Source organism: Parazoarcus communis, assembly GCF_003111665.1.
Taxonomy (GTDB): domain Bacteria; phylum Pseudomonadota; class Gammaproteobacteria; order Burkholderiales; family Rhodocyclaceae; genus Parazoarcus; species Parazoarcus communis_B.
The window spans coordinates 2,162,811-2,187,494 of record NZ_CP022188.1; the positions used below are offsets into that span (position 1 = coordinate 2,162,811).

24 protein-coding genes are annotated in these 24,684 nt (G+C 63.9%); 4 read left to right on the plus strand and 20 right to left on the minus strand.

Annotated features, from left to right (window positions below; all coding sequences use genetic code 11):
- Positions 1-46: 46 nt before the first annotated feature.
- The 17 genes from CEW87_RS09885 to CEW87_RS09960 all read right to left on the minus strand — a co-directional run bounded on the left by CEW87_RS09885 (position 47) and on the right by CEW87_RS09960 (position 17,867).
- Positions 47-2,299 (minus strand): TonB-dependent receptor, encoded by a 2,253-nt coding sequence (locus CEW87_RS09885; protein ID WP_108972657.1) that lies wholly within the window; start codon positions 2,297-2,299, stop codon positions 47-49.
- A gap of 332 nt (positions 2,300-2,631) precedes the next feature.
- On the minus strand, positions 2,632-4,050 hold the full coding sequence (locus tag CEW87_RS09890) for an efflux transporter outer membrane subunit (protein ID WP_108972659.1): 1,419 nt from the start codon (positions 4,048-4,050) through the stop codon (positions 2,632-2,634).
- A gap of 4 nt (positions 4,051-4,054) precedes the next feature.
- On the minus strand, positions 4,055-6,025 hold the full coding sequence (locus tag CEW87_RS09895; RefSeq protein WP_108972661.1) for a MacB family efflux pump subunit: 1,971 nt from the start codon (positions 6,023-6,025) through the stop codon (positions 4,055-4,057).
- Complete coding sequence (locus CEW87_RS09900) at positions 6,022-7,269, minus strand: efflux RND transporter periplasmic adaptor subunit (RefSeq protein WP_108972663.1); 1,248 nt, start codon at positions 7,267-7,269, stop codon at positions 6,022-6,024. The genes CEW87_RS09895 and CEW87_RS09900 overlap by 4 nt, the downstream gene beginning before the upstream one ends.
- Positions 7,270-7,441: 172 nt before the next feature.
- A complete protein-coding gene (locus CEW87_RS09905; protein ID WP_108972664.1) occupies positions 7,442-7,858 on the minus strand; it encodes an ExbD/TolR family protein in 417 nt (138 codons plus the stop codon).
- Positions 7,858-8,607: a MotA/TolQ/ExbB proton channel family protein gene (locus CEW87_RS09910; RefSeq protein WP_108972666.1), complete on the minus strand. Its 750-nt coding sequence runs from the start codon at positions 8,605-8,607 to the stop codon at positions 7,858-7,860. Before CEW87_RS09910 ends, CEW87_RS09905 begins: the two co-directional genes overlap by 1 nt.
- A 2-nt stretch (positions 8,608-8,609) precedes the next feature.
- Positions 8,610-9,380, minus strand: coding sequence for an energy transducer TonB (locus tag CEW87_RS09915; protein WP_108972668.1), 771 nt, complete (start codon positions 9,378-9,380; stop codon positions 8,610-8,612).
- A gap of 138 nt (positions 9,381-9,518) precedes the next feature.
- Positions 9,519-9,662, minus strand: coding sequence for a hypothetical protein (locus CEW87_RS22410; RefSeq protein ID WP_159098137.1), 144 nt, complete (start codon positions 9,660-9,662; stop codon positions 9,519-9,521).
- Positions 9,663-9,706: 44 nt separating this feature from the next.
- On the minus strand, positions 9,707-10,186 hold the full coding sequence (gene bfr / locus CEW87_RS09920) for a bacterioferritin (protein ID WP_108972670.1): 480 nt from the start codon (positions 10,184-10,186) through the stop codon (positions 9,707-9,709).
- Positions 10,183-10,422 carry a (2Fe-2S)-binding protein gene (locus CEW87_RS09925; protein ID WP_108972672.1) on the minus strand — a complete coding sequence of 80 codons (240 nt, stop codon included), beginning with the start codon at positions 10,420-10,422 and terminating at the stop codon, positions 10,183-10,185. The genes bfr and CEW87_RS09925 overlap by 4 nt, the downstream gene beginning before the upstream one ends.
- 40 nt (positions 10,423-10,462) lie before the next feature.
- Entirely contained in the window at positions 10,463-10,717 is a 255-nt protein-coding gene (gene hemP / locus CEW87_RS22965; protein ID WP_332871707.1) for a hemin uptake protein HemP, read from the minus strand.
- A gap of 84 nt (positions 10,718-10,801) precedes the next feature.
- Positions 10,802-11,251: a hypothetical protein gene (locus CEW87_RS09935; protein ID WP_234421713.1), complete on the minus strand. Its 450-nt coding sequence runs from the start codon at positions 11,249-11,251 to the stop codon at positions 10,802-10,804.
- Positions 11,238-12,446 (minus strand): hypothetical protein, encoded by a 1,209-nt coding sequence (locus CEW87_RS09940; RefSeq protein ID WP_108972674.1) that lies wholly within the window; start codon positions 12,444-12,446, stop codon positions 11,238-11,240. The genes CEW87_RS09935 and CEW87_RS09940 overlap by 14 nt, the downstream gene beginning before the upstream one ends.
- Entirely contained in the window at positions 12,443-14,884 is a 2,442-nt protein-coding gene (locus tag CEW87_RS09945) for an EAL domain-containing protein (protein ID WP_108972675.1), read from the minus strand. The genes CEW87_RS09940 and CEW87_RS09945 overlap by 4 nt, the downstream gene beginning before the upstream one ends.
- Positions 14,885-14,913: 29 nt before the next feature.
- A complete protein-coding gene (locus CEW87_RS09950) occupies positions 14,914-16,296 on the minus strand; it encodes a malonyl-CoA decarboxylase (RefSeq protein WP_108972677.1) in 1,383 nt (460 codons plus the stop codon).
- 77 nt (positions 16,297-16,373) lie between these two features.
- On the minus strand, positions 16,374-17,174 hold the full coding sequence (lgt, locus tag CEW87_RS09955; protein WP_108972678.1) for a prolipoprotein diacylglyceryl transferase: 801 nt from the start codon (positions 17,172-17,174) through the stop codon (positions 16,374-16,376).
- 9 nt (positions 17,175-17,183) lie between these two features.
- Positions 17,184-17,867, minus strand: coding sequence for a YceH family protein (locus CEW87_RS09960; protein WP_108972680.1), 684 nt, complete (start codon positions 17,865-17,867; stop codon positions 17,184-17,186).
- 151 nt (positions 17,868-18,018) lie between these two features.
- On the opposite strand from CEW87_RS09960, the gene CEW87_RS09965 reads away from it, so the two are divergent.
- Positions 18,019-20,130 carry a CHASE2 domain-containing protein gene (locus tag CEW87_RS09965; RefSeq protein ID WP_108972682.1) on the plus strand — a complete coding sequence of 704 codons (2,112 nt, stop codon included), beginning with the start codon at positions 18,019-18,021 and terminating at the stop codon, positions 20,128-20,130.
- Positions 20,131-20,204: 74 nt separating this feature from the next.
- Here CEW87_RS09965 and CEW87_RS09970 read toward each other — a convergent pair whose 3' ends face one another.
- The gene (locus CEW87_RS09970; protein ID WP_108972684.1) at positions 20,205-20,834 is read right to left on the minus strand and encodes an OmpA family protein; all 630 of its coding nucleotides are present in this window, start codon (positions 20,832-20,834) and stop codon (positions 20,205-20,207) included.
- Complete coding sequence (locus tag CEW87_RS09975) at positions 20,831-21,436, minus strand: FecR family protein (protein ID WP_234421714.1); 606 nt, start codon at positions 21,434-21,436, stop codon at positions 20,831-20,833. The genes CEW87_RS09970 and CEW87_RS09975 overlap by 4 nt, the downstream gene beginning before the upstream one ends.
- 57 nt (positions 21,437-21,493) lie before the next feature.
- Here CEW87_RS09975 and CEW87_RS09980 point away from each other — a divergent pair, with 57 nt between their 5' ends.
- From CEW87_RS09980 to CEW87_RS09990, 3 genes are all read left to right on the plus strand, one after another.
- On the plus strand, positions 21,494-22,720 hold the full coding sequence (locus CEW87_RS09980) for a glycosyltransferase family 4 protein (RefSeq protein ID WP_108972688.1): 1,227 nt from the start codon (positions 21,494-21,496) through the stop codon (positions 22,718-22,720).
- Between the two features lie 81 nt (positions 22,721-22,801).
- Complete coding sequence (locus CEW87_RS09985) at positions 22,802-23,740, plus strand: carbohydrate kinase family protein (protein WP_108972690.1); 939 nt, start codon at positions 22,802-22,804, stop codon at positions 23,738-23,740.
- The gene (locus CEW87_RS09990) at positions 23,731-24,204 is read left to right on the plus strand and encodes a glycine zipper 2TM domain-containing protein (RefSeq protein ID WP_108972692.1); all 474 of its coding nucleotides are present in this window, start codon (positions 23,731-23,733) and stop codon (positions 24,202-24,204) included. The genes CEW87_RS09985 and CEW87_RS09990 overlap by 10 nt, the downstream gene beginning before the upstream one ends.
- Before the next feature lie 16 nt (positions 24,205-24,220).
- Here the strand turns inward: CEW87_RS09990 and CEW87_RS09995 are convergent, their stop codons facing one another.
- Positions 24,221-24,616 carry a diacylglycerol kinase gene (locus tag CEW87_RS09995; RefSeq protein WP_108972694.1) on the minus strand — a complete coding sequence of 132 codons (396 nt, stop codon included), beginning with the start codon at positions 24,614-24,616 and terminating at the stop codon, positions 24,221-24,223.
- Positions 24,617-24,684 lie beyond the last annotated feature (68 nt).

A 24,684-nucleotide genomic window follows, 5' to 3' on the forward strand; every position in this document is an offset into this window, starting at 1 on the left:
GAGAAGCCCGGCAGGAACCAGGCCTCCCCCATGTATCAGCCCGGAATCAGAAGCTGTAGTCGAGCGTCAGACGCACGTTGCGCCGGTCGCCCATGTAGGCAAACGAACCCGATCGATACACTGCGGTGTAGTACTTCTCGTCGGTGACGTTGCCGATATTGACGCGCGCGCTCAACTGCTTGCTGACCTTGTAGTTGGCGAAGAGGTCATACACGGTGTACTCCGGCACCTCGAGCGAGGTGGCCGCCACGGACTCCGGTTCGCCTGAATACTTCTCGCTGGAATAAGTGGCGCCGCCACCGAAGGTGAATTTCGGCGTGAGCGCATAGCTCAGCAGCAGCGAAGCCGTCTTCTCCGGGAAGTTGCTCAGGCCTTCGCCGACGTTCGCAGCAGTCGCTGATTCAAGGATCTTCGAACTCATGACCGCAACACCAAACTGGGTGGTGAGCTTGTCGGTCAACTTGCCGGTCAGCCCCAGTTCGACCCCCTGGATGCGGTACTTGCCGGTGTTGATGCTGCCGGTGGCTGAGTACGCATTACCCGTGGTGTTCTCCATGACGTCGCTCTTGACGGTACGAAACACGGCAGCGGTGGCGAGCAGCTTGCGATCCATCAGGTCCCACTTGGTGCCGAGTTCGAAGTTCTGCGACAGCTCGGGCTTGCTGTTGGCGAACATGTTGCGACGCTCTTCTGTCGTGGTGCCACTCGGCACGCAGATGCCGCCATAGCCGCAGCTCGCGCCGACATCGGACTCGCCGCCATTGAAGTCGCTCGAGGTGCTGTAGTTGAAGTACACATTGGCGTAGGGCAGGAACTTGTAGCTCACGCCGAAGTGCCCGTTCCACAGACCGTCCTCAAGTTCGTACTCGATCGGGCCCAGGGTTCGGTCGACCACCGTGTTGTTGTAGTCGAAGCGGTCGTAGCGCAGGCCGCCGAACACCGTCCATTTGTCTGTCAGATCGACGGTGTCCATCGCGCTGAGCGAAACCGTCCTGACGTTCCAGTCCGAGTCCTTGCCACCCTTGACCACGCTGCGATTCATCAGGCTCTGCCAGTCGGTCTCGCTGCCGGTAACCGTGTAAGTCGTCGGCGTCGTCGTGTAGGTCCCGTTCTTGACGCTGTGGTCCGAGTACTCGACTCCGAACACGAACTGGTGCTTCATGCCCGCGATCTGTTGATCGAGATACATGTTGAGGCTGTTGGCGAAGTATTCGACGTCCTGCCAGCCCTGGTGGGTACTCAGACGGGTGCCGTTGTAGCCGGTGGCGAGATAGCCGTTTTCCGTGGTGCCATAGCGGGTCAGGTTCTCGATGCGCAGATCGGTGCTGGCCTGATAGCTCGCCCGCAGCGTGTACGTGTCGATCGTGGATTTCAGGAAGTCCTCGTCCTGCAGATAGACCGGTACGTCGTCGATCACCTTGCCTGTCGTGCGATCAATGTAGGCGCCGAGATCGGGCGAGTCATTGGCTTCGGCGTGATAGTAGTCTGCGGTCAGGTTGAACTGGTCGGTCGGCTTCCACAGGAAGGAGATCGCGGCGCCGGAACGGTCGCGGTCTGCCGGGTCGCGATCGGGCACCTTCTGGTAGGCGTCGAGCACGTTCACCCGGATGGCCATGGTGTCGGTGAGCACGCGGTTGCCGTCGAAGGTGAGACGGTGATACTCATCGGTGCCGATGCCGCCGGACAACTTGGCGAAGTCGAGGTCGGTCGTGGCCTGCTTGGTGACCGAGTTGACCGCACCCCCCGTTGCACCGCGACCGGCGAAGGTCGAGCTCGGGCCTTTGGTGATCTCGACCTGCTCGGTGGCGAAGCTCTCGCGCACCGTCATGCCGGGATCGCGCAAGCCATCGACGAAGACATCGCTGCGCGCTTCCTGACCACGGATGATGTAGCGGTCGCCGAAGGCGTTGCCGTTCTCGCCGGTGCCGAGCGTAATGCCGGGCTGCGCCTGCAGCACGTCGCGCAGGTCGGTGCGGCCGGTGTCCTCCAGTTGCTTCGCCGTCAGCACGGTGATCGTCTGCGGGGTTTCTGCCAGCGGCTTGACGTGGCGTTTGTCGCCTGAGGTCCGGGCCTTGTAGGGCACATCGGGTTCCGCGTTGGGGTTGGGGTCGATCGCGGTATCGACGACCTGTACTGCCTGCATTTCGGCTTCTTTATTTTGCGCAGCGTCATCGGCTGCGAATGACGGCATTGGCATCAGCATCGCGGTAGAGATGCCCAGTGCGATGCGGGTCATTCCGGTTGTGGAACTCAGGGGCTTGCGGAAGCTGTGGGGGAATTTCGCGCTGTTGCTTTTCATCGTGAGCCTTGTCCTCGGTTTCTCTGAGCGGGAAACGCATGCCGGCGCTGAGTGGCGGGCTGCGTGATCGCATGAATCGGAGACGTCCTGAAAGCTGACGTCCTGACGCATGCGTGTGGGCCGTTTGGCTGGCTGATCCGCTTGGAGGACTGGCTGGCTGTTCTGCGGGCGCGGTGGCTGAGGGCTCTCAGGCAACCGGCGGGTGCAGATGAGATTGATTCTCAATGTAACGACTGTATCAGTCAATACAAATGAGACTGGTTATCATTGTTGATGTAATTATGATGTTTTTTTGCGACAGTCCTCGCGGCTGTCGAAGGCTTTAAGTGGCTTCAGCGCGTGCTGGCCAGCTCGGGCGCCTGCCAGCCGCCGCCCAGCGCCCTGTAGAGGTCCACCGCGTTGGTGAGCCTGGCCTGACGCAACTGGACGAGTCTGTCCTGGCTTGAAAACAGGGTGCGCTGTGCGTCGAGTACGCTCAGCAGATCATCTGCGCCCTCGCGGTAGCGCAACTCGGCCAGTCGCAGCGAGCGTTCTGCCTCGGCAGCAATCCGCGCCTGGATTTCTTCCTGGCGGGCATCGCGGGCGGTGTTGCCAAGCGCATCCTCCACCTCCTTGAGCGACGTGAGGATGGCCTTGCGGTACTGCTCGAGCAGTTCGCGCTGTCGCGAGCGGGTGCTGTCGACCTGCGCCTGCAGCCTTCCGCCGTCAAAGACCGTGTGCACCAGTGAAGCGGAGAGTGCGGCGGTGGAGGACGGGTCGGCCAGCGACAGCAGAAAGTCGCTCGCCAGTCCGCCCGCCGCCGACAGGCTGAATGCCGGGAGCAGGGCCGCGCGGGCGGCTGCGATGTCGGCGGCTGCGCCCCGCAGTGTGGCTTCCGCTGCTGCAAGATCGGGACGGCGCAGCAGCAGATCGGCGGGCAGGCCCGCAGCGACAGACGGAATGCGCAGGGTCGTGAGCGACTCGGGTTCAAGCTCGAGACTCAGCGGCGTGCGTCCGAGCAGGAGCGCAAGTGCCGAGCCCGTCTGCCGCGCCTGGACCTCGAGCGGGCCTATGGTCGCGGATTGTGTGAGTACCGTGGTGCGCTGCCGGCTGACATCGAGTGCCGAGGCGGCACCGTATCGATAGCGCGCTTCGACGACCTTGAGCACGCGCTCGGCGGTCGCAAGGTTGGCGCGTGCGATATCAAGCCGCGACTGCGTGGCAAGCAGCTGGAAGTAGGTGGTCGCGACACTGGCCCCCATGCTCAGGTGCAGCGCATCGAGTTCGTAACGGGTGGCGGTAAGGCTGGCGTCTGCGCTGCCGATGGTGGCGGCGACACGGCCCCAGAGGTCGATCTCGTAGCTTGCCGACAGTCCGAGCGAGGACGACCTGGACTCGTTCACTGCACTGCCACCACGGTCGCCGCTGTCGCTGCGGCGCCAGTCCGTTCCGCCGTTCAGCCCGAGGCTGGGAAAGAGGGCTGCGCCGGTGCTGCGCAGCGCGAGTTCGGCCTGGATGACGCGTTCGCCCTGGATTTTCAGATCCGGGCTTGCCGCCAGGGCCTCACGCACGAGCGCATCGAGCGGGGCCGAATCGAAGCCGAGCCACCAGTCGCTCGAGATGTCTTGCGCTGTCTCGGCGGCAGGCGCTGGTTCGGTCCAGGTGTCGGGCAGGGCGATGTCAGGATGGACGACGGGTTCTGTGACCGCGCAGCCGCTCAGCCCGAAGGCAAGGGCAAGGACGAGTGGCCTGATTCGGGCGGTGATAGTCATGGTTTCATTCCGACGCCAGCGCGACCACGGGGTCGAGGCGCGCGGCCTTGCGTGCGGGCAGGTAGCCAAAGATCAGGCCGGTGGCAAAGGCACAGCCGAAGGCCAGCACGACCGGCGCGAGCGAGTACTCGATCGGCGTGTCGAAAAGCGCAATGATGGCAGCCGAGCCAAGCCCGACACCAACGCCGATGGCGCCGCCGAGCGAGGACACGACCAGCGCTTCGATCAGGAACTGCTGCAGGATGTTCTTCATGCGTGCGCCGGTGGCCATGCGGATGCCGATCTCGCGCGTGCGCTCGGTGACCGACACCAGCATGATGTTCATCACGCCGATGCCGCCCACCAGCAGGGAGATGGCGGCCACGGTGCCGAGCAGGATGGTGAGCGTGTTCTGGGTGGCGGAGACGGTTTCGATGATCGAGGCCATGTTGCGAATCTGGAAATCCTCGACGCCATGGCGGGTGAGCAACAGGTTGTGCACCGCAGCCTGGGTCTGGTCGATTGCGCCGACATCGTCGACCGCCACGGTGATGTTGCGCAGGTGGCGCTGGCCCGTGAGGCGCAGGCTGCCGGTCGTGAACGGAACGAACACGATGTCATCCTGATCCGCACCCCAGGATGTTGCCCCCTTCGCAGTCATCACCCCGACGACCTGGAAGGGGATGTTATTGACCAGCAGGTATTCGCCTACCGGGTCGGTGCGGGGAAACACGGCATTGGCCACGGTCTGGCCGATGACGGCCACGGCGGCGTAGCGCGCTTCATCGTCGGCGCTGAAGAAGGTGCCGCTGGCGACCGGCCATTTACGGGCATAACTGTAATCCCAGGAGGTGGCGTTGGCGCTGGTGCGATGGTCTAGGTTGCCAGTGCGCAAGGTAATGCCGGTGCTCTGCTCAGGCACCGAGGCGAGCACATTCGGCAAGTCGGAAATCGCACGGACATCCTCGATCACCAGCGTGGCCGTAGTGTCCCGCCCGCGCTGATTGGGTGCGCCGGGGCGGATGTTGAGCAGGTTGGTGCCCATCGCGCTGATCTGGTTCACCACCTTGGCCTTGGCGCCATCGCCGATGGCGAGCATGGCAATCACCGAGGCGACCCCGATGACGATGCCGAGCAGGGTCAGCGCAGAGCGGAACAGGTTGCTGCGCAGCGCGCGCAAGGCGGTGCGGGTGGCTTCGAGCACGTCGGTCATTGACGAGGTGCGATCGACATGTGGGGCGAAGTCGGGTTCGGGGCCGGCAGGCAGCACCGGGCCGGGGTCGGACACGATGCGTCCGTCACGGATCTCGATCACGCGCTGGGCCAGCGCGGCAACCTCAGGCGCGTGGGTGATCAGGATGATGGTATGGCCCTCGGCGGACAGCGTGCGCAGGAGCTTCATCACTTCTTCTCCGCTCTTGCTGTCGAGCGCACCGGTCGGTTCGTCGGCGAGGATGATCCGGCCGCCGTTCATCAGGGCCCGGGCGATCGATACGCGTTGCTGCTGGCCGCCCGAGAGCTGGTTGGGGCGATGGTGGCCGCGGCCTTCAAGTCCGAGAGTGGTGAGCAGCGCTTCTGCCCGTTCATGTCGCTCCTGCGGGGGCATGCCGGAGTAGATGGCTGGGACTTCGATGTTTTCGCGCGCCGATGAGCCGCCGATCAGGTTGTAGCTCTGGAACACGAAGCCGAAGGCCTCGCGTCGCAGGCGGGCGAGTTCGTCGCGGTCGAGGTCGGCCACGTCCTGGCCCATGAAACGATAGGTTCCGCTGCTGGGGCGGTCGAGGCAGCCGAGCAGGTTCATCAGCGTCGACTTGCCCGAGCCCGATGCCCCCATGATGGCGACGAATTCACCGGGGTAGATCTGCAGATCGATGCCGTGCAGCACCTGGGTCTCGACCTCGCCATTGACGAAACTGCGGGTGATGCCGCCAAGCTCGATCAGGGGCTGCGCCGTGCGGGCACCCGAGTCGTTTGCTGCGAGGGGCTCCCGCTTCATAGACGGGGCGTGCGGCTGGGGCGGCGACTATCGCTGGCGCCGGCTCCCGCGCCCGAAACGACCTTGTCGCCTTCGTTAAGGCCGGAGACAACCTGGGCCTGGACGCGGCTGGACAGGCCGATCTCGATGCTGCGCGCTTCCAGCGAGTTGTCGGCCTTGAGCACCTGTACGGTGGCGCTTCGTCGCGGCTGTGCTTCCGTGTCAGGCGTCTCGCCGCCCGCCCGGGCCTCCTTGCGTGATGGTCGCCGCTGCGGGGTGTCCAGCGTCAGTGCGCCCATTGGCAATTGCAGCACGTCTGTTGCGCGCGCGACCACGAAGAACACCTGTGCGGTCATCTGCGTCATCAGCAGGCCATCGGTGTTGGGGACGTCGAACAAGGCGTTGTAGAGCACGACGTTGTTGGTGACGGTCGGTGTCGGCTCGATGCTGGCAAGCGTGCCCTGCCAGCGTTTGCCCTGACTGCCCAGTGTTGTGAAATAGGCGTCCATGCCGATTTTCAGGCGGCCGATATCGGCTTCCGAAACCTGGGTCTGCACGGTCATTGTCGACAGATCGGCGACCCGCAGGATGACCGGTGCGGACTGGTTGGTATTGAGCGTCTGTCCCTGACGAGCGGTGATCGACACCACAGTTCCCGTCATGGGCGACAGGATGCGGGCGTACTGCAGGTTGGCTTCGTCGCCGCGCAGCGTGGATTCGTTCTGCTCGATCTGCGCACGGAGGGCTTCGAGCTGCGCTGCACTCGACTTCAGCGACGCTTCCGCGATCTGCAGGGCTTCGGTGGTGGTGGCGTCCTCGGTCATCAGCGCCGTCTGGCGCCTGAACTGGATCTGCGCCAGCGTGAGCTGGGCCTCGCGGTCCTTGAGCTGGGCACGCAGGTTGCGCAACTGGGCACGGGCCGCATCCACGCGCGAAAGATAGACGGTGGGGTCAATTTCGGCGAGCAGGTCGCCCGCCTTGACCGCCGTGCCGACCTCGACATGAATCTTCTTCAGCTGTCCCGAGACCTGTGCGCCGACATCCACGTATTCGCGTGGCTGCAGGGTGCCGGTGGCGGTGACCACATCCTCGACGTCGCCACGCTGCACGGTCGTGAACTGATAGCCGGCCGCGGGGTCGGTGTTGCCGAACAGGCGCGGCCAGAACAGCCAGATCGAGGCTGCGACAAGGGCGCAGAGCAGTGCCAGAAGCACGGTACGCCGTCCCCTCGCGTTGCGGGGACGGGGGGCGGTAGAGGCTGACATGAAACTCCCGGAAACGGCATTCGCCTGGAACAGACCGCATTGCGTGCAAAAAGGTCACCGAGCAGGATCATCGATGTGGTCCTTTGTGCCCATATTGTATTGCATGCAGTTCGGCCTGTTGGCCCGGTGCTCCGACTGGCTCGGCAGCAGCGGGCGGGCCCGCGCCACGCCTCTACTTGGGCGGTACGGTGATGAAACCCATTTTCTCGATGCCGGCCTCGCGCGCTGCCGACATCACTTCGGCCAGTACCTGATAGCGTGTGTTCTGATCCGCGCGCAGGTGCAGTTCGGGCTGAGGGCTTTGCGCAGCTGCCGCCTGCAGGCGCAGGGCCAGGTCAGCGTCCGGCAAAGGCTCGTCGTTCCAGAACAGGCCGCCGTTGGCGTCAAGCGCGAGGGTGACGGTGTCCGGCTTCTCCGTATTCGGCGCACTGGACGCCTGAGGCAGGTCGATCTTGACCGAGTGGGTCAGCAGCGGTGCGGTGATCATGAATACGATCAGCAGGACGAGCATTACGTCGATCAGCGGAACCATGTTGATCTCGCTGGTCGGCATCCGTTCGTTACCTTGATCGAAGCTGCCGAAGGCCATTACGCGGCCTCCGTCGATGGCAGCCGTGCAGCCTCGGCTCTGGGCTGGGCGCGCCCATTGACCGGCGCGATGCGGGCGCCGGTGCAGAACCACGCGTGCAGGTCGTGTGCGAAGGCGTCGAGCTCGGACAGCTCGACACGGTTGGCGCGCGTGAAGGCGTTGTAGGCGAGGACGGCGGGGATCGCAACGAAGAGGCCGAAGGCCGTCATGATCAGCGCTTCGCCCACCGGGCCGGCGACCTTGTCCAGCGTGGCCATGCCCGACACTGAAATATTGACCAGGGCGTGGTAGATGCCCCAGACCGTGCCAAACAGGCCGATGAAGGGCGCAGTGGAGCCAATCGAGGCGAGCATGGTCTGGCCGGACTCAAGGCTGGAGGTGGACATCGAAATCGACTTGCGCAGCGCGCGGGTGATGAATTCGTCGGTGTTCATCGTTCCGCCGAGGGTTTCCCGGTGGCTGTGCTGACGCAGATGCTCTGCCGCGGCTGCGCCTTGCTGCGCGAGGGCTTCGAACGGTGAGTCGGGTGCCTGCTCACCAAGGCGTTGCAGACCTGCCTTGAGGTTGGCTGCCGCCCAGAACGCATCCACTGCGCCCTCGCTGCGGCGGGCACGGAGCTGTCGTAATCCGCGGGTCAGAATCAGGTACCAGCTGGTGATCGACATCAGCAACAGGATCGCCGCAACGGCCCGGATGGCGAGATCGGACTGCGTCCACAGGTGGGCAAGTCCGAAAACTTGGGTTTCCATGCTCAGTTTCCTTCGAGTTTGAATATGATCGGAACCAGTACCGCTGCCTCAATGGCACGTTCGCCCTGTCGAGCGGGAACGAAGCGCCAGCGCTCCACTGCGCTGCGGGCCGCCTTGTCCAGCCGCTCGGAGCCCGAGCCTTGTGAAATCTCTACAAGCCTGGGCGTGCCGTCAGCCGACACCACGACCCGTAGCAGCACCTTGCCTTCTTCGCGCATGCGTCGCGAAAGCTGTGGATACGCAGGCGCAGGGTTGTTGAGGTAGTCGGCATCGAAGCGCGCCAACGTCACCGGTGCCGGAGCCGGCGTTGCTGCGGGCGCGGCAGCCTTCACGGGGGCGGTGCTTGGCGCTGCTGCGGGCTGGGGCGAAAGTGCTTCGGGGGCTGGTGTTGGGGCAGGGGGCGGCGCAGGTTCGGGCGGTGCCGTCTCGATGGCCGTGGGCGACGGCTTGATTGCCGGTTTCGGGGCGGGCTTGACTGCAGGCCTGGGTGCCGGTCGTGGCGGTGCTTCTGCTGGCTGCGTCACTTTTGCCGGAGGCGGTGGTGCGGGGGGCTGAATCTGCACCGGCGCAGGTGTTTGCGCCTGAATAAGGGCGATCTCTATGCTTTGAATTTCCGGCGCCTTGGGCGGCACGCTCGCAAGTCGCACCAGCGTCAGAACGCCGCCTACGTGCAGTGCAATGACGAGGGCGGCAAGGCCACGACGCTCGCGGCGACTCACGCGCGGGTGTTTAACGGTGTGTCCTGAAGACTGTCTGCGGTCTGCGTGGGACATGTCCGGGGACGGTCTTGCCATAGACGGAGTGGAGGGCTGCGATAGTGCGATGGATGCGGCAGTCATTATACGTCGGAGCGTTTGGCTTGATGCCGATTAGGGCATGTGAGAACAGCGCTTGAGGGCTGAGGTGCGGGTTCAAGCCATTCCGGGGCTGATCATGAAGTACAGCAGCGCAGCAGCGACCACCAGATAGAGCGTGAAACGACCGGCGGGAAACGATGGCAGCACGTTGCGGCGAGGGGCGTGCTCGGGAACGTGCGGGGGCGGAAGGAACTGCATGGTGTTGTTTCCTTTGTGACGTGCCCGGGCCGTTCCCGGGAGGCTCAGGATGAAGCGTGATCCATCTGGGATTGCAGATAGTTCTGCACGCCCACCTTGTCGATCAGTTCGATCTGGGTTTCGAGGTAGTCGATGTGCTCTTCGGTATCTTCAAGGATGTGCTCGAAGATCTCGCGTGACACATAGTCCCGACAGGATTCGCAGTAGGCGATGGCTTCAATCAGGTTGGCGCGCCCGCCTGATTCCAGCGTGAGGTCGCCCTTGAGGCACTCGGGCACGTTTTCGCCGATCAGCAGCTTGTCGAGGTTCTGCATATTGGGCAGTCCTTCGAGGAAGAGGACGCGCTCGATCAGCATGTCGGCATGCTTCATCTCCTCGATCGACTCTTCGTACTCGTGCTTGCCGAGCCTGCCCAGGCCCCAGTTCTTGTACATCCGGGCATGCAGGAAGTACTGATTGATCGCGGTGAGCTCGATGCTCAGCTGCCTGTTCAGAAACTGGATGACTTTCTTGTCGCCTTTCATACGGCCTCCAAGGCTGATGGAAAGATGCTTCGCTGCAGAAGGGTGCCTTGTGCTGCGCGCTGAGCAGTCGTTTCGTCAAGCGCCGTACGCAGGCAGTCACGTGCGCAGGTGGCACAGCGCCCGCACTCCGCGCTGACGCCCAGTTCGAGGCGCAGGTGTCGCAGGGTCGTTGCACCCTTGCGGACTGCCTCTTCGATATGACTTTCAGTTACAGCGTTACAGACACAGACATACATAGTCTAGCCCCGTTTATGGATCCTATCGCCCCGAGGCGATCTATTTGGTCAGGATCAGTTTGCCTGCGCGGGTTGCACGCAGGACGTAGCACATGCCCTCGTGGTCTATCGTGACGCTGAGTTGCCCACCCAGGAGTTCGCTGCTCGAAATCGACCGTGGCGCCAGGGGCTTCCCGACACTGGCCGGGCCATCACGCATCGCCTGCGTGTCGCCGAAGCTGGCTGTATCAGGGTCGTCTCGGGAGGGACTCCGTGCGTTCATGAGTCTGATTTTAGAAATAAGAATGATTTGCATTAAATCATTGCACCGAGCGCAGCGTCAAGGTGTATTTCGTGCAGGCTTGCAAGGGACTGCCGTGCCGCAGCCCGGCAAGCCTGCTCAGGGCAGGCGCAGCAGAATTCTCAACCGGCTGTCGGTGACGTCCGCAGGCAGATAGCCGATCGCGTCTGGCGTTGTCGCCAGCCAGTCGCGTGCCTGCTGCTGGCTCTCGGCTTCACGCGGGGGGAGGGCGCGTCCGGTGAACACTTGTCGCGACCAGTAGGCACGGGTTTGAATCGGGTTCTTTCCGGTCAGCAGCAGATACAGGCGGTCGCGTGCCGTGCCCGCGGGCAGGTCGACGAGTTTGACCGGCGTGCCATTCGAGAGGGTCGTCTTGCGTCCAAGATAGAGTTGCTCGGCTTCGTCGATGGTGAGATTTTCAATCTGTCCTCCCCGAGCTGCAACAAGGTGAATTTCGGCCGCGTTTGCCGCAGATGCCGATCCGCCCGTCCACGCAAGGGTGAAGAGTACCGGAAGGAGTTTGAGCAGGAGTCGTCTAGAACGTAACATCGAGCGCTACACCCAGCATGTTGACCGAACGGTTTCTGAGCTCCGTAAGCGCCGGATCTCCGCGCGGGAAGAAGCTGTTACCCCAGCTGTTTCCGGTCGATTGAATGTGGCTGAACTCGACCTTCAGGGCTGTGTCACGGCGGAAGTCCCAGCGTGAGCCCACGGTGATGCTGCGCTGCGCCCCGTTGCGCGAAATCAGAAAACCCTCGAGTGCCGCGGTCTGATAGGGGCCAATGAAGGGGTCGGTGAATGTGGCCTGAGCGACAGCACGGTCTTGCGTCTGACGCGCGATGGTCACGTAAGGCATGATGTTGCCGAAGCGCCTGCCGAGCGTCAGGTGCCAGCCGTGGCCGCTATTCACGTAGCGGCTGGCCGTGCGTTTCGCGTATTCGCCGATCAGCAGCCACTCACTGTCATCCCACTGAAAACCGGCGGAGCTGAAGGTGGTGTAGCCATCGTTGCCAGAGAGTTTTGCGTTGACCTCGGGCGGCATCAGCGACTCGAGGACGGTGAAATTGTCATCGCCCCAGTGCAGCGTCAGTTGCGATTCGCCATGCCCTACGAAGACCGTCAGCTGCTCGGTGCTCAGGGTCAGGTTGACCCCCATCAGACGTGTCAGGCGCGCACTTCCGCTGCTGTAAATCGTGATTGAGCTCTGGCCCATATATGGGTGGATCTCAAGGTCGGCAGAACCCACGCGGGTTCGATACAGCAGGTCAATGCCGTTGAGGTCTGTGAATGGGTTGAGGCCATACACTTCTGCCGGCGGGCGTATCCACGGATTGGAGATGTTGATGTTGAGTGAATCGGACAGCATGAAAAAGGGAATGCGCATTCGGCCGAGGCGGACGGTGGCATCCTGCGAGATGCTGTGGCTCAGAAAGGCAAGGGTGGCTCGCGGGTCGTAATTCCCCCTCGGGTTCTCTCTGCTGACCAGCTGGAGGACGGCGGATGTGCTCGGCGAAAACACCATGTTTGCCTGCACGCCGAGCACGCTGTCGGGGGCAAAATCCGGATTGTCCGAGCCTGGCTGGTCGATCCCGAAGTTGGTGAAACGCAGGTCGGACTGACCTGTGAACACCATCCCCAGGGTGCCGAAACCCGATAGCTGAAGCCCAGGAAGCTCGGCGTGAGCGAAGGTCGCGGATAGCGTCAGCAGGAGTGCGGAACCGAGTGCCGCAAGGCGTCGGGTCATGGCGGGGTTTCCTTGGATGCGGGTGTCAGGAAGCGTGAGGCTTCCTCTGCAGGCAGTGGGCGCGAGAACAGGTAGCCCTGACCGAAGTCGCAGCCCATGCCGTTGAGCGTGGTGGCCTGCTCCCCGCTTTCAATGCACTCGGCGACGACACCGATGTTCAGGTCGTGGGCAAGTTCGATGCTGCGGCGGACGATGGCACGCAGGCGTGAGTCGTTTGTGATCGCGCCGACGAAGGAGCCGTCCAGCTTGATGAGGTCGCACGGGATCGTATGCAGGTAGCTGAGTGCCGAGAAACCGGTGCCGAAATCGTCGATCAGGACCTTGATGCCGGCGCTTCGCAGTTGGCGCAAGGTGTTGCTGGCCGGGCCGTCGGCGCGCGCGAGAATGCTCTCGGTGACCTCGAAGCGAATCCGCTCCGGTTCCAGCTTGCTGGCCTTGATGATGGCGATGAGTTCGTCTGCGAGATTGCTGCGCGAGAGCTGGCGTGCCGACAGGTTAACGCTTACCGGCGGAATCTGGTCACTGCCGGTTTGAACCTGCCAGCGGAGGATGTCTTCGCAGGTCCGGCGCAGGACGAGGAGGCCCAGTTCGTGGATCATGTCGAGCGCCTCCGCGAGCGGAATGAACTGCGAGGGTGGGATCATGCCGTGCACCGGATGCTCCCACCGCACCAGGGCTTCGAAACTGCTGATCCGGCGGTCCATCAGGCGCATGATCGGCTGGTAATGCACTGACAGCGTCCCGGCGGTCAGTGCGTTGCGCAGATCGGTTTCCAGTTGCAGCGTATTGAGCGCCAGCGCGTGCATCGAGGCGTGGAAGACCTTGATCGAGCAGTCGTCACTTTGTCTGGCGATCTGCAAGGCATTGTCGGCGTCGCGCAACAGGGCTTCGCCGTCGGTGCGCTCGTTGTCGCTCATGGCCAGGCCGATGCGGCACTTCGGATGCAGGGTGCGATCTGCGCCGGGGGCGTCGAAGCCGGGGAGTTCGACCATCGTTTTTGCAATCTCAAGCGCTTCCGTGCTGCCCTCCAGCCCGTTGAGCAACACTGCGAACTGATCCCCGCCAACCCTTGCCAGCAGGTCTCCTGCCCTGAGCAGGTCGTGCAGTCGATGGGCAACCTCGCGCAACAGGAGATCGCCGGTGGCGTGGCCATAGCTGTCATTGACCAGGTGGAAGCGCTCGAGGTTGATCGCGAGCACGGCGAAGCGGTAGCTCTCGTCGCGACGCTGCTGCCCCAAGGCAAGCCGAACATGCTCAATGAACAGGGCCCGATTGGGCAGGCCGGTGAGACCATCATGCAATGCATCGTGCATCAGCTGCTCTTCGGCCCGCTTGCGCAAATGTACGTCGCTGATCGATCCGGCCATGCGGATTGCCCGCCCGCTCGAGTCCCTCAGGGCTACGCCGCGGGTCATGATCCAGCGATAGCTGCCGTCGGGCTGGCGAATGCGATGCTCGAGCATGAACTGAGGGTTGTCGCCCCGCAGGTGGTCGATCATGCGCGCGCGGTATCCGGCGACTTCATCCGGATGCAGCCGGGATACGAAGGGTTCTGGATTGGTCGCCGCGTCATCTTCGGGGATGCCGATCAGTTCGCAGAAGCGCGGGGCGAAATAGGTGCGGTTGGTATTGATGTCCCAGTCCCACAGTCCGTCGTTTGCGCCGCGCATGGCCAGGGCGTATCGCTGCTCGCTCGTTTTCAGCCGCTCGGCCGCCTGTTGCAGTTCGGACACCCGCTGCTGCAGCGTGGAGGCCATGATGTTGAAATGCTTGGCGAGCCGCGCCAGCTCGTCGCCGCCATCGTCAGGGAGGCGATGATCGAGGTATCCGTCCGTAATGGCCTTGCTGCCGGCGAGCAGGCGGGCCAGCTTGTTGCTGAGCAGGTAGCCGATGCCCGACAGCAGGACGAAGGTGATGACGATTTCTACCAGTGCGATCAGGGCGCCTTGCTGGATGATCGACTGTCTCGCCTTCGCCAGAACCGATACCGATACGCCGAACTGAAGGAAGCCGACCTCGTTGCGGGCAAGCAGGAGTGGGCGCCGGACGTGAATCACCGGATGGTCGAGCATCTCGCCGATTCCAACGCCCGGGGCTGCAGTGGCCGGCGGCAGGAGACGCATTCCGGTCTGTCCCGCGCTCAGCAGTATCCTGCCGGTGGAGTCACCGATGCGGACGTAGATCAGCCCCTTGTCCGAGTCTGCCAGCAATTCGCCTAGCGTGTCCTGCAAAGGCCCGTAACTGGGCTGTTCACCGTACGCTGTCGCCATGGCGTGTAGCATGCTGGCGTTCTGGCTGACTAGTGTGTCGAGACTGGCGGTGGTGGCGTCATTCATCAGGCGCACGCTGTTTGCCAGCAACAGGCTCAACAGGACGACCTGAACCGCGGTGCTCGCAAGGAGCAGCCGGGTGCGTATCGAACTGTTTCGGAAAGGCATGCGCACGTAGTGTCCCCGGGGCCGCGTCTTCAGCGTTTCGCCAGGCGTCGGACAGCCGCCGATGCGTCGATTCGCCCTTCACGTGCAAACGCCTCGAGGTTGGATTCGATGCGATCGGGGTCGTAGAGATAGTTCACCATGATTCCCCAGGACTGCGACAGGCCCTTTGGCGCGGTGTCGGCGAGCCAGTTGAGACGTTCGATGCGGGCACCGTTGCCAAGGTGGAAGCGCGCGACGGGGTCTACCGGTTTATCACCGCGGCGTGCCTCGCACAGGTAGCGCGCGGCAAGGCGCAGCAGCGGGTCGCGCAGCGCGGCACAAAGAGGTTCGTTGCTGGCCCAGTCGCCACCGTCTTCGAGCAGCGCGCGCAGCACGGGCGCGTTCTCATCCTCTACCCCAGCGGCCGTGAGCCGTTTCCAGTCTGCTGCCGTGATTGCCTCGCCAAGCGCCTGGGGATTGCGGTTCACCCATTTGACCAGGCCGGGAACAGGCGACAGGGTGGCGAACTGTTGCAGCTTCGGAAAATCGCGCTGCAAGTCTTCCACCACGCGCTTGAGCAGGAAGTTGCCGAAAGAGACACCACGCAGGCCGGCCTGGGTCGCACTGATCGAATAGAAGATCGCGGTATTGGCTTTGCTGGCGTCGGCCAGCGGTGCGTTGATGTCGAGCAATTGCTGGACGTCGTCGGCGAGCCCTTCGGTGAGCGCGACCTGAACGAAGATCAGCGGCTCGAGCGGCATGCGTGGATGGAAAAATCCGTAACAGCGGCGGTCGGAGTCGAGCCGGTTCTTCAGGTCGAGCCACGACTTGATTTCATGAACCGCCTCGTATTCGACCAGTTTCTCGAGCAGCGCTGCGGGCGAGTTCCACGTGATGCGCGCGAGCTCAAGGAAGCCGACATCGAACCAGGCACCCAGACGGGCTTCGAGTTCGCGGTCGAGCGGTTTGAGCAGCGGGTTGTCAGGCAGGAAGCGCAGCAGGTCGGCGCGCAGGTCGACGAGAAACTTGACTCCCTGCGGGATGGCGTTGAACTGGGTCAGGATACGGATGCGACGCGAGCGCATGGCACCGCGCAGACGCGCTTCTGCCTCCCACTGATCCTTGCTGCCGACGGCTTTCTGGTAGGCCGCGTGGGCCTCCGCAATTGCCGTAGGATCGGGGCCGAAGTCGAGCGCGATCATGTGCAGCATGGCCATGCGGCCGCTGTCGTCCAGCTTGAGGTAGGTCTCGGCCAGCCGGGCGGCGCGTTGCCGGGTGGAGATCTCGCCGCCCAGTCCGGCGGCACACTCTTCAAGTTGCTGGCGAATGCGCTCGAGAACCTTCTCGGAGGGCTCGCGCGTCTTGCCGGTTGCCTGGGCAACCATTTCGCGCATTTTCGACAGGCTTTTCGATACCAGACTGGTCGCTGACATGACGTTCTCTTGTTCCGGCCGGGGTGTCTCTTGCAGGGATCATATCGCGTTCGCTTGATCGCTGTGTCTGCAGTTCCTCACGATTGGGCCGGTTTGCCTGCCCGTATATGGATCAGGAGTCCCGCGCCCAGCGCGATCATCGGCAGACACAACCATTGAGCAGTCGATATGCCAAGTGTGAGTGTACCGAAGATGCCCGGATCTGGCGTGCGGAAAAATTCGGCCAGGAAGCGCAGGCAGCCGTAGCCGATCAGGAAAACGGCAGACACCGCTCGCATGGGCCGTGGTTTTGCGGCGTAGAGCCACAGGATCACGAACAGCAGCAGGCCCTCGCCCGCGGCCTGGTAGAGCTGGCTCGGATGCCGCGGCAGCGCGTCGACCCAGGGAAAAACCATGCCCCACGCCCACTCGCCATCCATTGGCCGGCCCCAGAGTTCGCCATTGATGAAGTTGCCGATTCGACCTGCCGCCAGCCCGGTGGGGACGAGCGGTGCGATGAAGTCGGTGACCTGCCAGAAGCCCTTGCCGTGCTTGCGACCGTACACCAGCATGGCTACCAGGACGCCCAGGAAGCCCCCGTGAAAACTCATGCCGCCCTTCCACACCGCGAGAATCTCCGCGGGGTTGGCGAGGTAGTAGCCGGGCTGAAAGAAGACGACCTCGCCCAGGCGCCCCCCGATGATGACGCCGAGCACGCCGTAGAACAGAAGGTCGTCGATGGCCTGGGCGTTCCAGCCCAGCTCCGGGCGTCGCCGTGCATGAATTCGTCCCAGGGCCACGAACAGCACGAAGGATACGAGGTACATCAATCCGTACCAGCGCACGCTGAGGGGACCGAGAGAGAAGGCGATCGGGTCGAACTGGGGGTGGATGAGCATGGGCAGGGCTTATTCGAACTGGCGGCGGAAGTCTGAGAATTCTAGCTTGAGCGCATCGAGCTCTTCCCGCAGACGGCGAACCTCGTCCTCAAGTTCCGCAGACCGTCCTCGTGAGCTGCCGGCGCTCAGCGTTCCGGAGGCCTGGGCTTCGATGGCCGCCTGCAGCAGGGCGTCGCCGCCAAGCAGATGCATGTGACGGGTTTCCTTGGTGCCGGGGGCCCTGGGCAGGCTGGCCGCCATGGCCGGGTATTTCTCGGCCAGATGTTCCAGCGCGGCCTCGACGGTGGAAATGTCGTCGAAATGATGCAGGCGCTCGCAGCGCGTACGGACTTCGCCGGCCGTCTGTGCCCCGCGCAGCAACAGCGTGGCAAGGACCGCCTGTTCCGGCGGTGGCAGCGAGTGGCGCAGGCGGACCTGATGCTCGTACTTTGGCACTCTGGCGCTGGCCTGGTCGCGGCGCGTCACCAGGCGACGCTCCATGAGGCTGTCGATGGCGCGCTGCACCTCGGCCTCGCTCAGTGACATCACCGGCTCTCGTGCGGTGAGCTGGTTGCAGCCACTCAGCAGCGCATTGAGCGAAAGCGGATAGGCGTCGGGGGTCACGAAGGCCTTTTCAATCAGGACTCCGAGGACGCGGATCTCGATCGGGTCAAGATCGAAGCCTGCTTCGGTTGCGGTCGGCGAGTTGTCCATGCGTGCTCCGTATAAGGCGGGAGGGGCGATCATAAAGGACGGGGGCAAGACGTGCTCGCCTGTCGTGCGTGCGAGCGCATGCTGATCGCCCGCAGGGCATGCCTCATGGCGGGGGCACGCCGCACCCGGCTATCATGCGGAATCTTCCCGCATGCGTGCCGTCGACTTGCGCCCAATTCTGCCGAAATCTGCCGCTTTGCTCCCGTTCGTGGTTCTGCTTGCCGGGCTTGTCCTGATGGTAAGCGAGCCCGCGGTGCTGGTGTCCCTGCGCCATGCGGTGTTCGATCACTACCAGCGCCTGCATCCGGCCGTGGCGCCGGCAGAGCCCGTGCAGGTGATCGACATCGACGATGAAAGCCTTGCGCGGATCGGGCAATGGCCATGGTCGCGCACGGTGCTCGCCAGGCTCACCCAGCGCCTGAGCGAAGCCGGAGCGAGCGTGATCGGCTTCGACGTGCTGTTTGCCGAGCCCGACCGCACGGCTTTGAGCGGTGACGACGGCCAGCTGCCCGCGCCGCGCACGACCGCATCCGACCAGGTTTTTGCCCACAGTCTCGGCAGTGTACCGAGCGTGCTCGGATTCGCGCTCGGGCCGCGCGGTGCGAGCACGTTGCCCGATGGCCGGCCGTCGCTCTTTGCGGGTGAGCGGCCCGGGGTGTTTGACGGGCTCCACCGCTTTTCCGGGGGGCTGTTTCCGCTGCCGGAACTCAGCCTGAGTGCTGGGCTGGGGGCGATCAACTTCGTTCCCGATGCCGATGGTGTGGTCCGACGCTTGCCGCTGGTGCTTGCCCTCGGCGATCGGCAGGTGCCGTCACTGGTCAGCGAGATGCTGCGTCTGGCGCAGGGCGCGTCGGGCTTTGTGCTGCGGGAGGATGCGCTCGCGGGGCGGCTGCTGCGCATCGGGCTGTTGCGGATCCCGGTGTCCGAGGCCGGGGAGTTCTGGATTCATTACGGCCAGTTGCGTCCCGACCGATATCTGCCTGCATGGAAGGTTCTTAATGGCGAGATCGATCTGGCGGCCTTGCGCGGGCGCCCTGTGCTGATCGGGGCCTCGGCGCAGGCATTGATGGATCTTCGCTTCAGCCCCCTGGGGGAGGTCGTGCCCGGCGTCGAAGTCCACGCCCAGTCGCTCGAGCAGGTACTGGCCGGGCACTGGCTTCAACGGCCTGCGAATGCGATGGCGATCGAAGTGCTGGCCCTTTGCGTGGTGGGGGGGCTGGTCGGTGGGCTTGCCCTCAAGGCGCGTGCGCTGATGTCCGCGACGATTACCGCGCTGCTGTTGCTTGCGCTTGCCTGGGGTGGTTGGCATGCGTATGCGGCACATGGGCTTCTGCTTGATCCGGCGGTCCCGGGATTGCTGATCGCGCTGATCTTCGTCAGTACCAGTGTGGCGCGCCACATCGCCACCGAGCGTCGCCAGCGCTGGGTGAGGCAGGCATTCGAGCGCTACGTGTCGCCCAACCTTGTCGACTACCTGGTTTCACACCCGGAAGAGCTCGAGCTCGGCGGTGTGCGACGGGTCTGCAGCTTCGTGTTCACCGATCTTGCCGATTACACCACGCTGGTGGAGAGCCATGATCCGGCGCAGGTGGTGAGCCTGATCAATGCCTATCTCGATGGCCTGATCCGGATTGCATTCGCGCACCAGGGCACACTCGACCGCATTGTGGGCGATGCCGTGGTCGTGATGTTTTCGGCACCCCTGGTGCAGGTCGATCACGCCGCACGCGCGCTTGCTTGCGCGGGCGAAATGCAGGCCTTTGCCAGTGAGTTTGCGCGCGCCCGCAGCGCGGAAGGTCTGGAGTGGGGGCAGACGCGAATCGGGGTGCATACCGGTGAAGTCATCGTGGGCAACTTCGGTGGCGCCACCATTTTCGATTATTCGGCGCTGGGCGACGCGGTCAATACGGCCTCTCGCCTTGAGGGGGCGAACAAGTACCTCGGCACCCTGGTCTGCGTTTCGCAGGCGACCCTCGACGAATGTCCTGCAGCGCATGCCCGGCCAGCGGCAAGGTTGGTGCTCAAGGGGCGCTCCGGCGCGACCGCAGTGAGCGAGCCGCTGTTTGCGGCATCGCCGGCCGATGGAGGGCGTGATGCCGAGTACGAGGCGGCCTATGCCTTGCTCGCAGTCGGTGCCGACGGCGCACTGGCCGCATTCGAACGTCTTTACCTGCAGCGCCCGGACGACCCGCTGGTTGCGCTTCATCTCGGGCGCTTGCGCAATGGTGAGCGTGGTGATCTGATTGTGCTGACGGAAAAGTGAGGCGCGTGGCCTGGACATGAACGCCTGCATGCCTGTCGGGCCTGCAAAGGGGCCAGAGGCTTGCTCCGAGGTGCTCAGCGGATGGTCAGTTCGACCCTGCGGTTTCTCGGTTCGGCGACGCCGTCGGCGGTCTGCAGAAGCGGATTGCGCTCGCCGTGAGAGGCGACTTCGACCGAAACCGCCGCGGTGATCTCCCTGGACAGCATGTCGCGCACCGCCCGTGCCCGGGTCAGCCCGAGGGCCTCGTTGGCGGCATCATCGCCGGCGCGGTCGGTGTGACCGACGATGGAGATGTCGGGTGCCGGCCGGGTACTCATGATCTTGCGGATATCGTTGATCTTCGCCTGCGACTCCGGCGTCAAGGCGACGCCGACGCCGTCGAAGTAGAGCACGAAGGTTTGCGGTGGCAAAGGCTGTGCGGCCATTGCCGCGCCGAAGTCGGACTGGATCCGGGCCGGATCCACGTCTATCGGGCTTGGGCCGTCTGCATTCAGGGCGAGGCCTGACCCGGCCTTGTCCAGGCTGGCGCTGCGACCTGCATGGGTGACGACGACACTGCCGGTGCGGCCGTCTTCCTGCTCCAGCAGGACAATATAGGCCTTGGGGGCGCAGCCGGTGGCCAGCAGGATACAGGCGAGGTTCAGGCCAATGCGGCGCAGCCGCAGTGCGCTTGAGTTCCTGGTGATGGATTCTGCTTTTGTCATTCGCCGGCCTTGACCACAAAACGGGTACCGCGCACGCCGATCGTGGCGGAGGGGGTTTCGATGCTCACAGCCTCCGGCTTGAGCTTCGCAATGACCCCGGAAATGAAGTGCAGCGTGCCGTGCAGCAGGCGCGCGGCGAGACGCAGCTCTTCTCGGGCAGGTTCGAAAAGATATGCGTCGATGCTGAGTTCGCTGTTGGGGCCAAGGGAAAGCATGGTGTTGTCCTTGAGCGTGAGGCCGACGCTGCCGTCCGCTGCCGTGCGAAGGTGGTCGCCGACCCGCACCGGGGTACCGGCTGCGACAGTAGCAGGTTGTCCCGCGCTCATCAGGACCACGGCGCCGGAGCTCGTCTTGACGTAGCCGACGACAGGGCCTTCGTCAGCCTGAACATTGAGACTGAGCAGGCAGAGCAGTGTCAGAAGGATATGGCCGAACGTTTTCAAGATGGCGCTCATAGCTTCAGGATAGGTACTGGTTTTACCGCTTATGGGTTTGCGGTGCAACATGCAGATGCTGAATTGTATGCCTTTCGTCATGAGCAGGATGTGCCCGCATGACGTGTCGTGTGCTGCCGTGAAATGCGGCGCTGAGCGGACGGTCATCCAGTCTTCATCCCGCGGTCACGCATCTGTCGTCTGCGACGGTCAGCATTCGCGCTCATGGACGCGCCGCTCTCCCTCCAGCATCTTGCCCACGCCGCACGCCAGTTGCGTATTGCGGTCGTGACCGAAACCTACCCGCCCGAAGTCAATGGGGTGGCGATGACGACAGGCCGGGTGGTCGATGGCCTCCTTCGTCTTGGGCATCGCGTGCAACTGGTCCGGCCCCGCCAGGGTGTCGGCGACCATGCAGTAAGCGGCGAGGGCTTTGAGGAGGTGTTGTCGCGAGGCTTGCCGATTCCCAGATACAACCACCTCAAGATGGGGCTCCCAGCCCGCAGCGCCTTGCTGCGCATGTGGTCGCTGCGGCGACCGGACGTGGTCCAGGTGGTCACGGAAGGTCCGCTGGGGTGGTCGGCGGTCGCGGCCGCGCGCAAGCTCCGGCTGCCGGTGATTACCGAGTTTCACACCAACTTCCACAGTTATAGCCGCTATTACGGCATGGGCTGGCTGAAGCAGCCGGTCGAGGCCTACCTGCGACGTTTCCACAACAAGGGAGAGCGTTGCCTGGCCCCGACGGCAGAGCTGGCCGGACAGTTGATGAATCGCGGCATCCGTCGTGTGGATGTCGTGGCGCGCGGGGTCGACACCCGCCTTTTTGCGCCTCTGCGCCGCGATCCCGCATTGCGGGCTGCGTGGGGGGCGAGCGATACGACGCTGGTGCTGGTCGTGGTGGGGCGGGTTGCGCCAGAAAAGAACCTCGGGCTGGCCGTGCGTGCATTCGAGGCACTGCGCGGCAGCGTGTCCGATGTGCGCCTGCTGTTCGTGGGCGACGGCCCGGCGCGCGCCGGGCTGCAGTCGGGGGATGATGGCCTGGTGTTTGCGGGCATGCGGACCGGCGAGGATCTGGCGGCCCACTATGCATCGGCCGACCTGTTCCTGATGCCGAGCGTGACGGAGACTTTCGGCAACGTGACGACCGAAGCGCTCGCCAGCGGCTTGCCGGTCATCGGTTTCGACTATGCCGCTGCGGCCGAGCGCGTGCAGACGGGGCATAATGGCTGGCTGGCCGCGCTGGGCGACGAGCCGGCTTTTGTGGAAGCGGTGCTCCGGGTTGCTGGCGATGGGGGGCTTCGGCGGCGCCTGGCGGCGAACGCACGCGCGAGCGTGATCGATGCGGACTGGGGCGCGATCGCGTGCCAGCTGGCAGCGGTCATGGAAGAGGTGGTGGTGGCGCATGAGGCACGCATGGCGCCTGATGCGAAGGTTGCCGGTCTGGCTGGCTGATCACCGCTCGCGGAGTGCTGCTGTGCCCGCTTTCCGGGGGGCAGCCTATAATTGTGGTCTTTACTCAATTACAGGCTTGCCATGTCCATCCTCGTCTGCGGTTCGATGGCTTACGACACCATCATGGTGTTTCATGACCGTTTCAAGAACCACATCCTGCCCGAGCAGATCCACATCCTGAACGTGTCCTTCCTGGTGCCGGATCTGCGTCGCGAGTTCGGTGGCTGTGCCGGCAATATCGCTTACAACCTCCGCCTGCTCGGTGACGATCCGCTGATCATGGCCACGGTTGGCGACGATGTGGCGGCCTATCGGCAGCGCCTCGAGTCGCTCGGAATGCGACAGGATCACGTGCTCCACGTGCCGGGTACCTATACCGCGCAGGCCTTCATTACCACCGACACCGACGACAACCAGATCACCGCCTTCCATCCCGGCGCGATGATGCACTCGCACCTCAACCGGGTGCAGGATGCCACGGACGCGACGCTGGGCATTGTGGCGCCTGACGGCCGTGACGGCATGCTGCGTCACGTCAATGGGTTCGCCGAGGCGGGTGTGCCCTTCATCTTCGATCCCGGCCAGGCCTTGCCCATCCTTTCCGGCGACGAGTTGCTGCATTGTCTGAAACTGGCGCGCTATTGCACGGTCAACGACTATGAGGCCCGCCTGATGTGTGACAAGACCGGGCGCACGCTCGAGCAGCTTGCCGCCGAGGTGGATGCACTGGTGGTGACCCTGGGTGCGGACGGTTCGGAGATTCATGCCGGCGGCGAGTGCATCCGGATTCCGGTGGTCAAGGTGAATGACATTGTGGATCCCACCGGGTGCGGCGATGCCTATCGCGCAGGGCTGCTCTATGGCTTGTCCCAGGGCTGGGCCTGGAGCCGGACGGGACGTCTTGCCGCGGTCATGGGCGCGATCAAGATCGGTCATCGCGGGGGGCAGAACCACAGCCCGTCGCGCAATGAAATTGCCGCGATGTACAAGGCGGCTTTTGGAGAGACTTTATGGACTTGACCAACGGAAGGAAGCTGCGTGCGGTCTGCGGCGCACTGCTCGCAGGGCTGCTGATTACTGGCTGCGCGTCGGGGCTCGGCGGCGGGACGTATTCCCGCGGCGAAGCGCGGCGCACCATGGTCGTGCAGTTCGGCTCTGTGGAGTCGGTGCGCGCCGTGCAGCTTGAGGGCACCAAGAGCCCGGTCGGCACCGTGGCGGGTGCTGCGGTGGGCGGCATTGCCGGCAGCTCGGTCGGTGGCGGCCGGGGTGCCTCGATCGCAACCGTCCTCGGCGCGGTGGCCGGCGGTCTGGCCGGTTCTGCGCTCGAGGAAGGCGTGACGCGCGAACAAGGCGTGGAAGTGACGGTGCGTCTCGATAACGGCCAGTACCTTGCCGTTGTGCAGGAAGACCAGGGCGAGAACTTCATGCCCGGTCAGCGCGTGCGCATCCTGCGTGATGGCGGGACGACCCGGGTAACCCGCTGACCTTGCCCGCGGCGGTTCAGCCGAGAAGCACCAGCGCCCAGACCGCTGCGAGGTTGACCAGTGCGATGAGGACGGCGGCGCTGCCAATGTCCTTTGCCCGCTTTGCGAGCTGGTGACGCTCCAGAGACACCCGGTCCACGGTTGCTTCGATCGCCGAATTCAGCAGCTCTACCACCAGCACCAGCAAGGTGCTGCCAATGAGCAGCGCTTTGCCGATGCCATTCGTGGGCACGAAGAATGCGGCCGGAATCAGGATGGCTGCCAGCAGGCACTCCTGGCGAAAGGCGTCTTCATGCAGGATCGCGGCGCGCAGGCCTGCGAGTGAATAGCGCAGTGCGTTCCAGATTCGGATCAGGCCGGTCTTGCCCTTGAAGGGGCTTTCGGCGTGCGGTGTGTTTTCAGGGGCGCTCATGGTCTCGCTTCGGGAAGCATCGGGGGCGATGGCAGTGTGGCACGGCGTGATGACTGCGCCGTGACTTG

Coding starts and splice junctions, on each gene's coding strand:
- CEW87_RS09975 (WP_234421714.1), bottom strand. CDS start 21,436: ATGACCGTCCGCTCAGCGCCGCATTTCACGGCAGCACACGACACGTCA.
- CEW87_RS09985 (WP_108972690.1), top strand. CDS start 22,802: ATGTCCATCCTCGTCTGCGGTTCGATGGCTTACGACACCATCATGGTG.
- CEW87_RS09960 (WP_108972680.1), bottom strand. CDS start 17,867: ATGGACAACTCGCCGACCGCAACCGAAGCAGGCTTCGATCTTGACCCG.
- CEW87_RS09950 (WP_108972677.1), bottom strand. CDS start 16,296: ATGTCAGCGACCAGTCTGGTATCGAAAAGCCTGTCGAAAATGCGCGAA.
- bfr (WP_108972670.1), bottom strand. CDS start 10,186: ATGAAAGGCGACAAGAAAGTCATCCAGTTTCTGAACAGGCAGCTGAGC.
- CEW87_RS09910 (WP_108972666.1), bottom strand. CDS start 8,607: ATGGAAACCCAAGTTTTCGGACTTGCCCACCTGTGGACGCAGTCCGAT.
- CEW87_RS09895 (WP_108972661.1), bottom strand. CDS start 6,025: ATGAAGCGGGAGCCCCTCGCAGCAAACGACTCGGGTGCCCGCACGGCG.
- CEW87_RS09905 (WP_108972664.1), bottom strand. CDS start 7,858: ATGGCCTTCGGCAGCTTCGATCAAGGTAACGAACGGATGCCGACCAGC.
- hemP (WP_332871707.1), bottom strand. CDS start 10,717: ATGCAAATCATTCTTATTTCTAAAATCAGACTCATGAACGCACGGAGT.
- CEW87_RS22410 (WP_159098137.1), bottom strand. CDS start 9,662: ATGCAGTTCCTTCCGCCCCCGCACGTTCCCGAGCACGCCCCTCGCCGC.
- CEW87_RS09900 (WP_108972663.1), bottom strand. CDS start 7,269: ATGTCAGCCTCTACCGCCCCCCGTCCCCGCAACGCGAGGGGACGGCGT.
- lgt (WP_108972678.1), bottom strand. CDS start 17,174: ATGCTCATCCACCCCCAGTTCGACCCGATCGCCTTCTCTCTCGGTCCC.
- CEW87_RS09945 (WP_108972675.1), bottom strand. CDS start 14,884: ATGCCTTTCCGAAACAGTTCGATACGCACCCGGCTGCTCCTTGCGAGC.
- CEW87_RS09995 (WP_108972694.1), bottom strand. CDS start 24,616: ATGAGCGCCCCTGAAAACACACCGCACGCCGAAAGCCCCTTCAAGGGC.
- CEW87_RS09980 (WP_108972688.1), top strand. CDS start 21,494: ATGGACGCGCCGCTCTCCCTCCAGCATCTTGCCCACGCCGCACGCCAG.
- CEW87_RS09970 (WP_108972684.1), bottom strand. CDS start 20,834: ATGACAAAAGCAGAATCCATCACCAGGAACTCAAGCGCACTGCGGCTG.
- CEW87_RS09925 (WP_108972672.1), bottom strand. CDS start 10,422: ATGTATGTCTGTGTCTGTAACGCTGTAACTGAAAGTCATATCGAAGAG.
- CEW87_RS09965 (WP_108972682.1), top strand. CDS start 18,019: ATGCGTGCCGTCGACTTGCGCCCAATTCTGCCGAAATCTGCCGCTTTG.
- CEW87_RS09940 (WP_108972674.1), bottom strand. CDS start 12,446: ATGACCCGACGCCTTGCGGCACTCGGTTCCGCACTCCTGCTGACGCTA.
- CEW87_RS09915 (WP_108972668.1), bottom strand. CDS start 9,380: ATGTCCCACGCAGACCGCAGACAGTCTTCAGGACACACCGTTAAACAC.
- CEW87_RS09885 (WP_108972657.1), bottom strand. CDS start 2,299: ATGAAAAGCAACAGCGCGAAATTCCCCCACAGCTTCCGCAAGCCCCTG.
- CEW87_RS09935 (WP_234421713.1), bottom strand. CDS start 11,251: ATGTTACGTTCTAGACGACTCCTGCTCAAACTCCTTCCGGTACTCTTC.
- CEW87_RS09990 (WP_108972692.1), top strand. CDS start 23,731: ATGGACTTGACCAACGGAAGGAAGCTGCGTGCGGTCTGCGGCGCACTG.
- CEW87_RS09890 (WP_108972659.1), bottom strand. CDS start 4,050: ATGACTATCACCGCCCGAATCAGGCCACTCGTCCTTGCCCTTGCCTTC.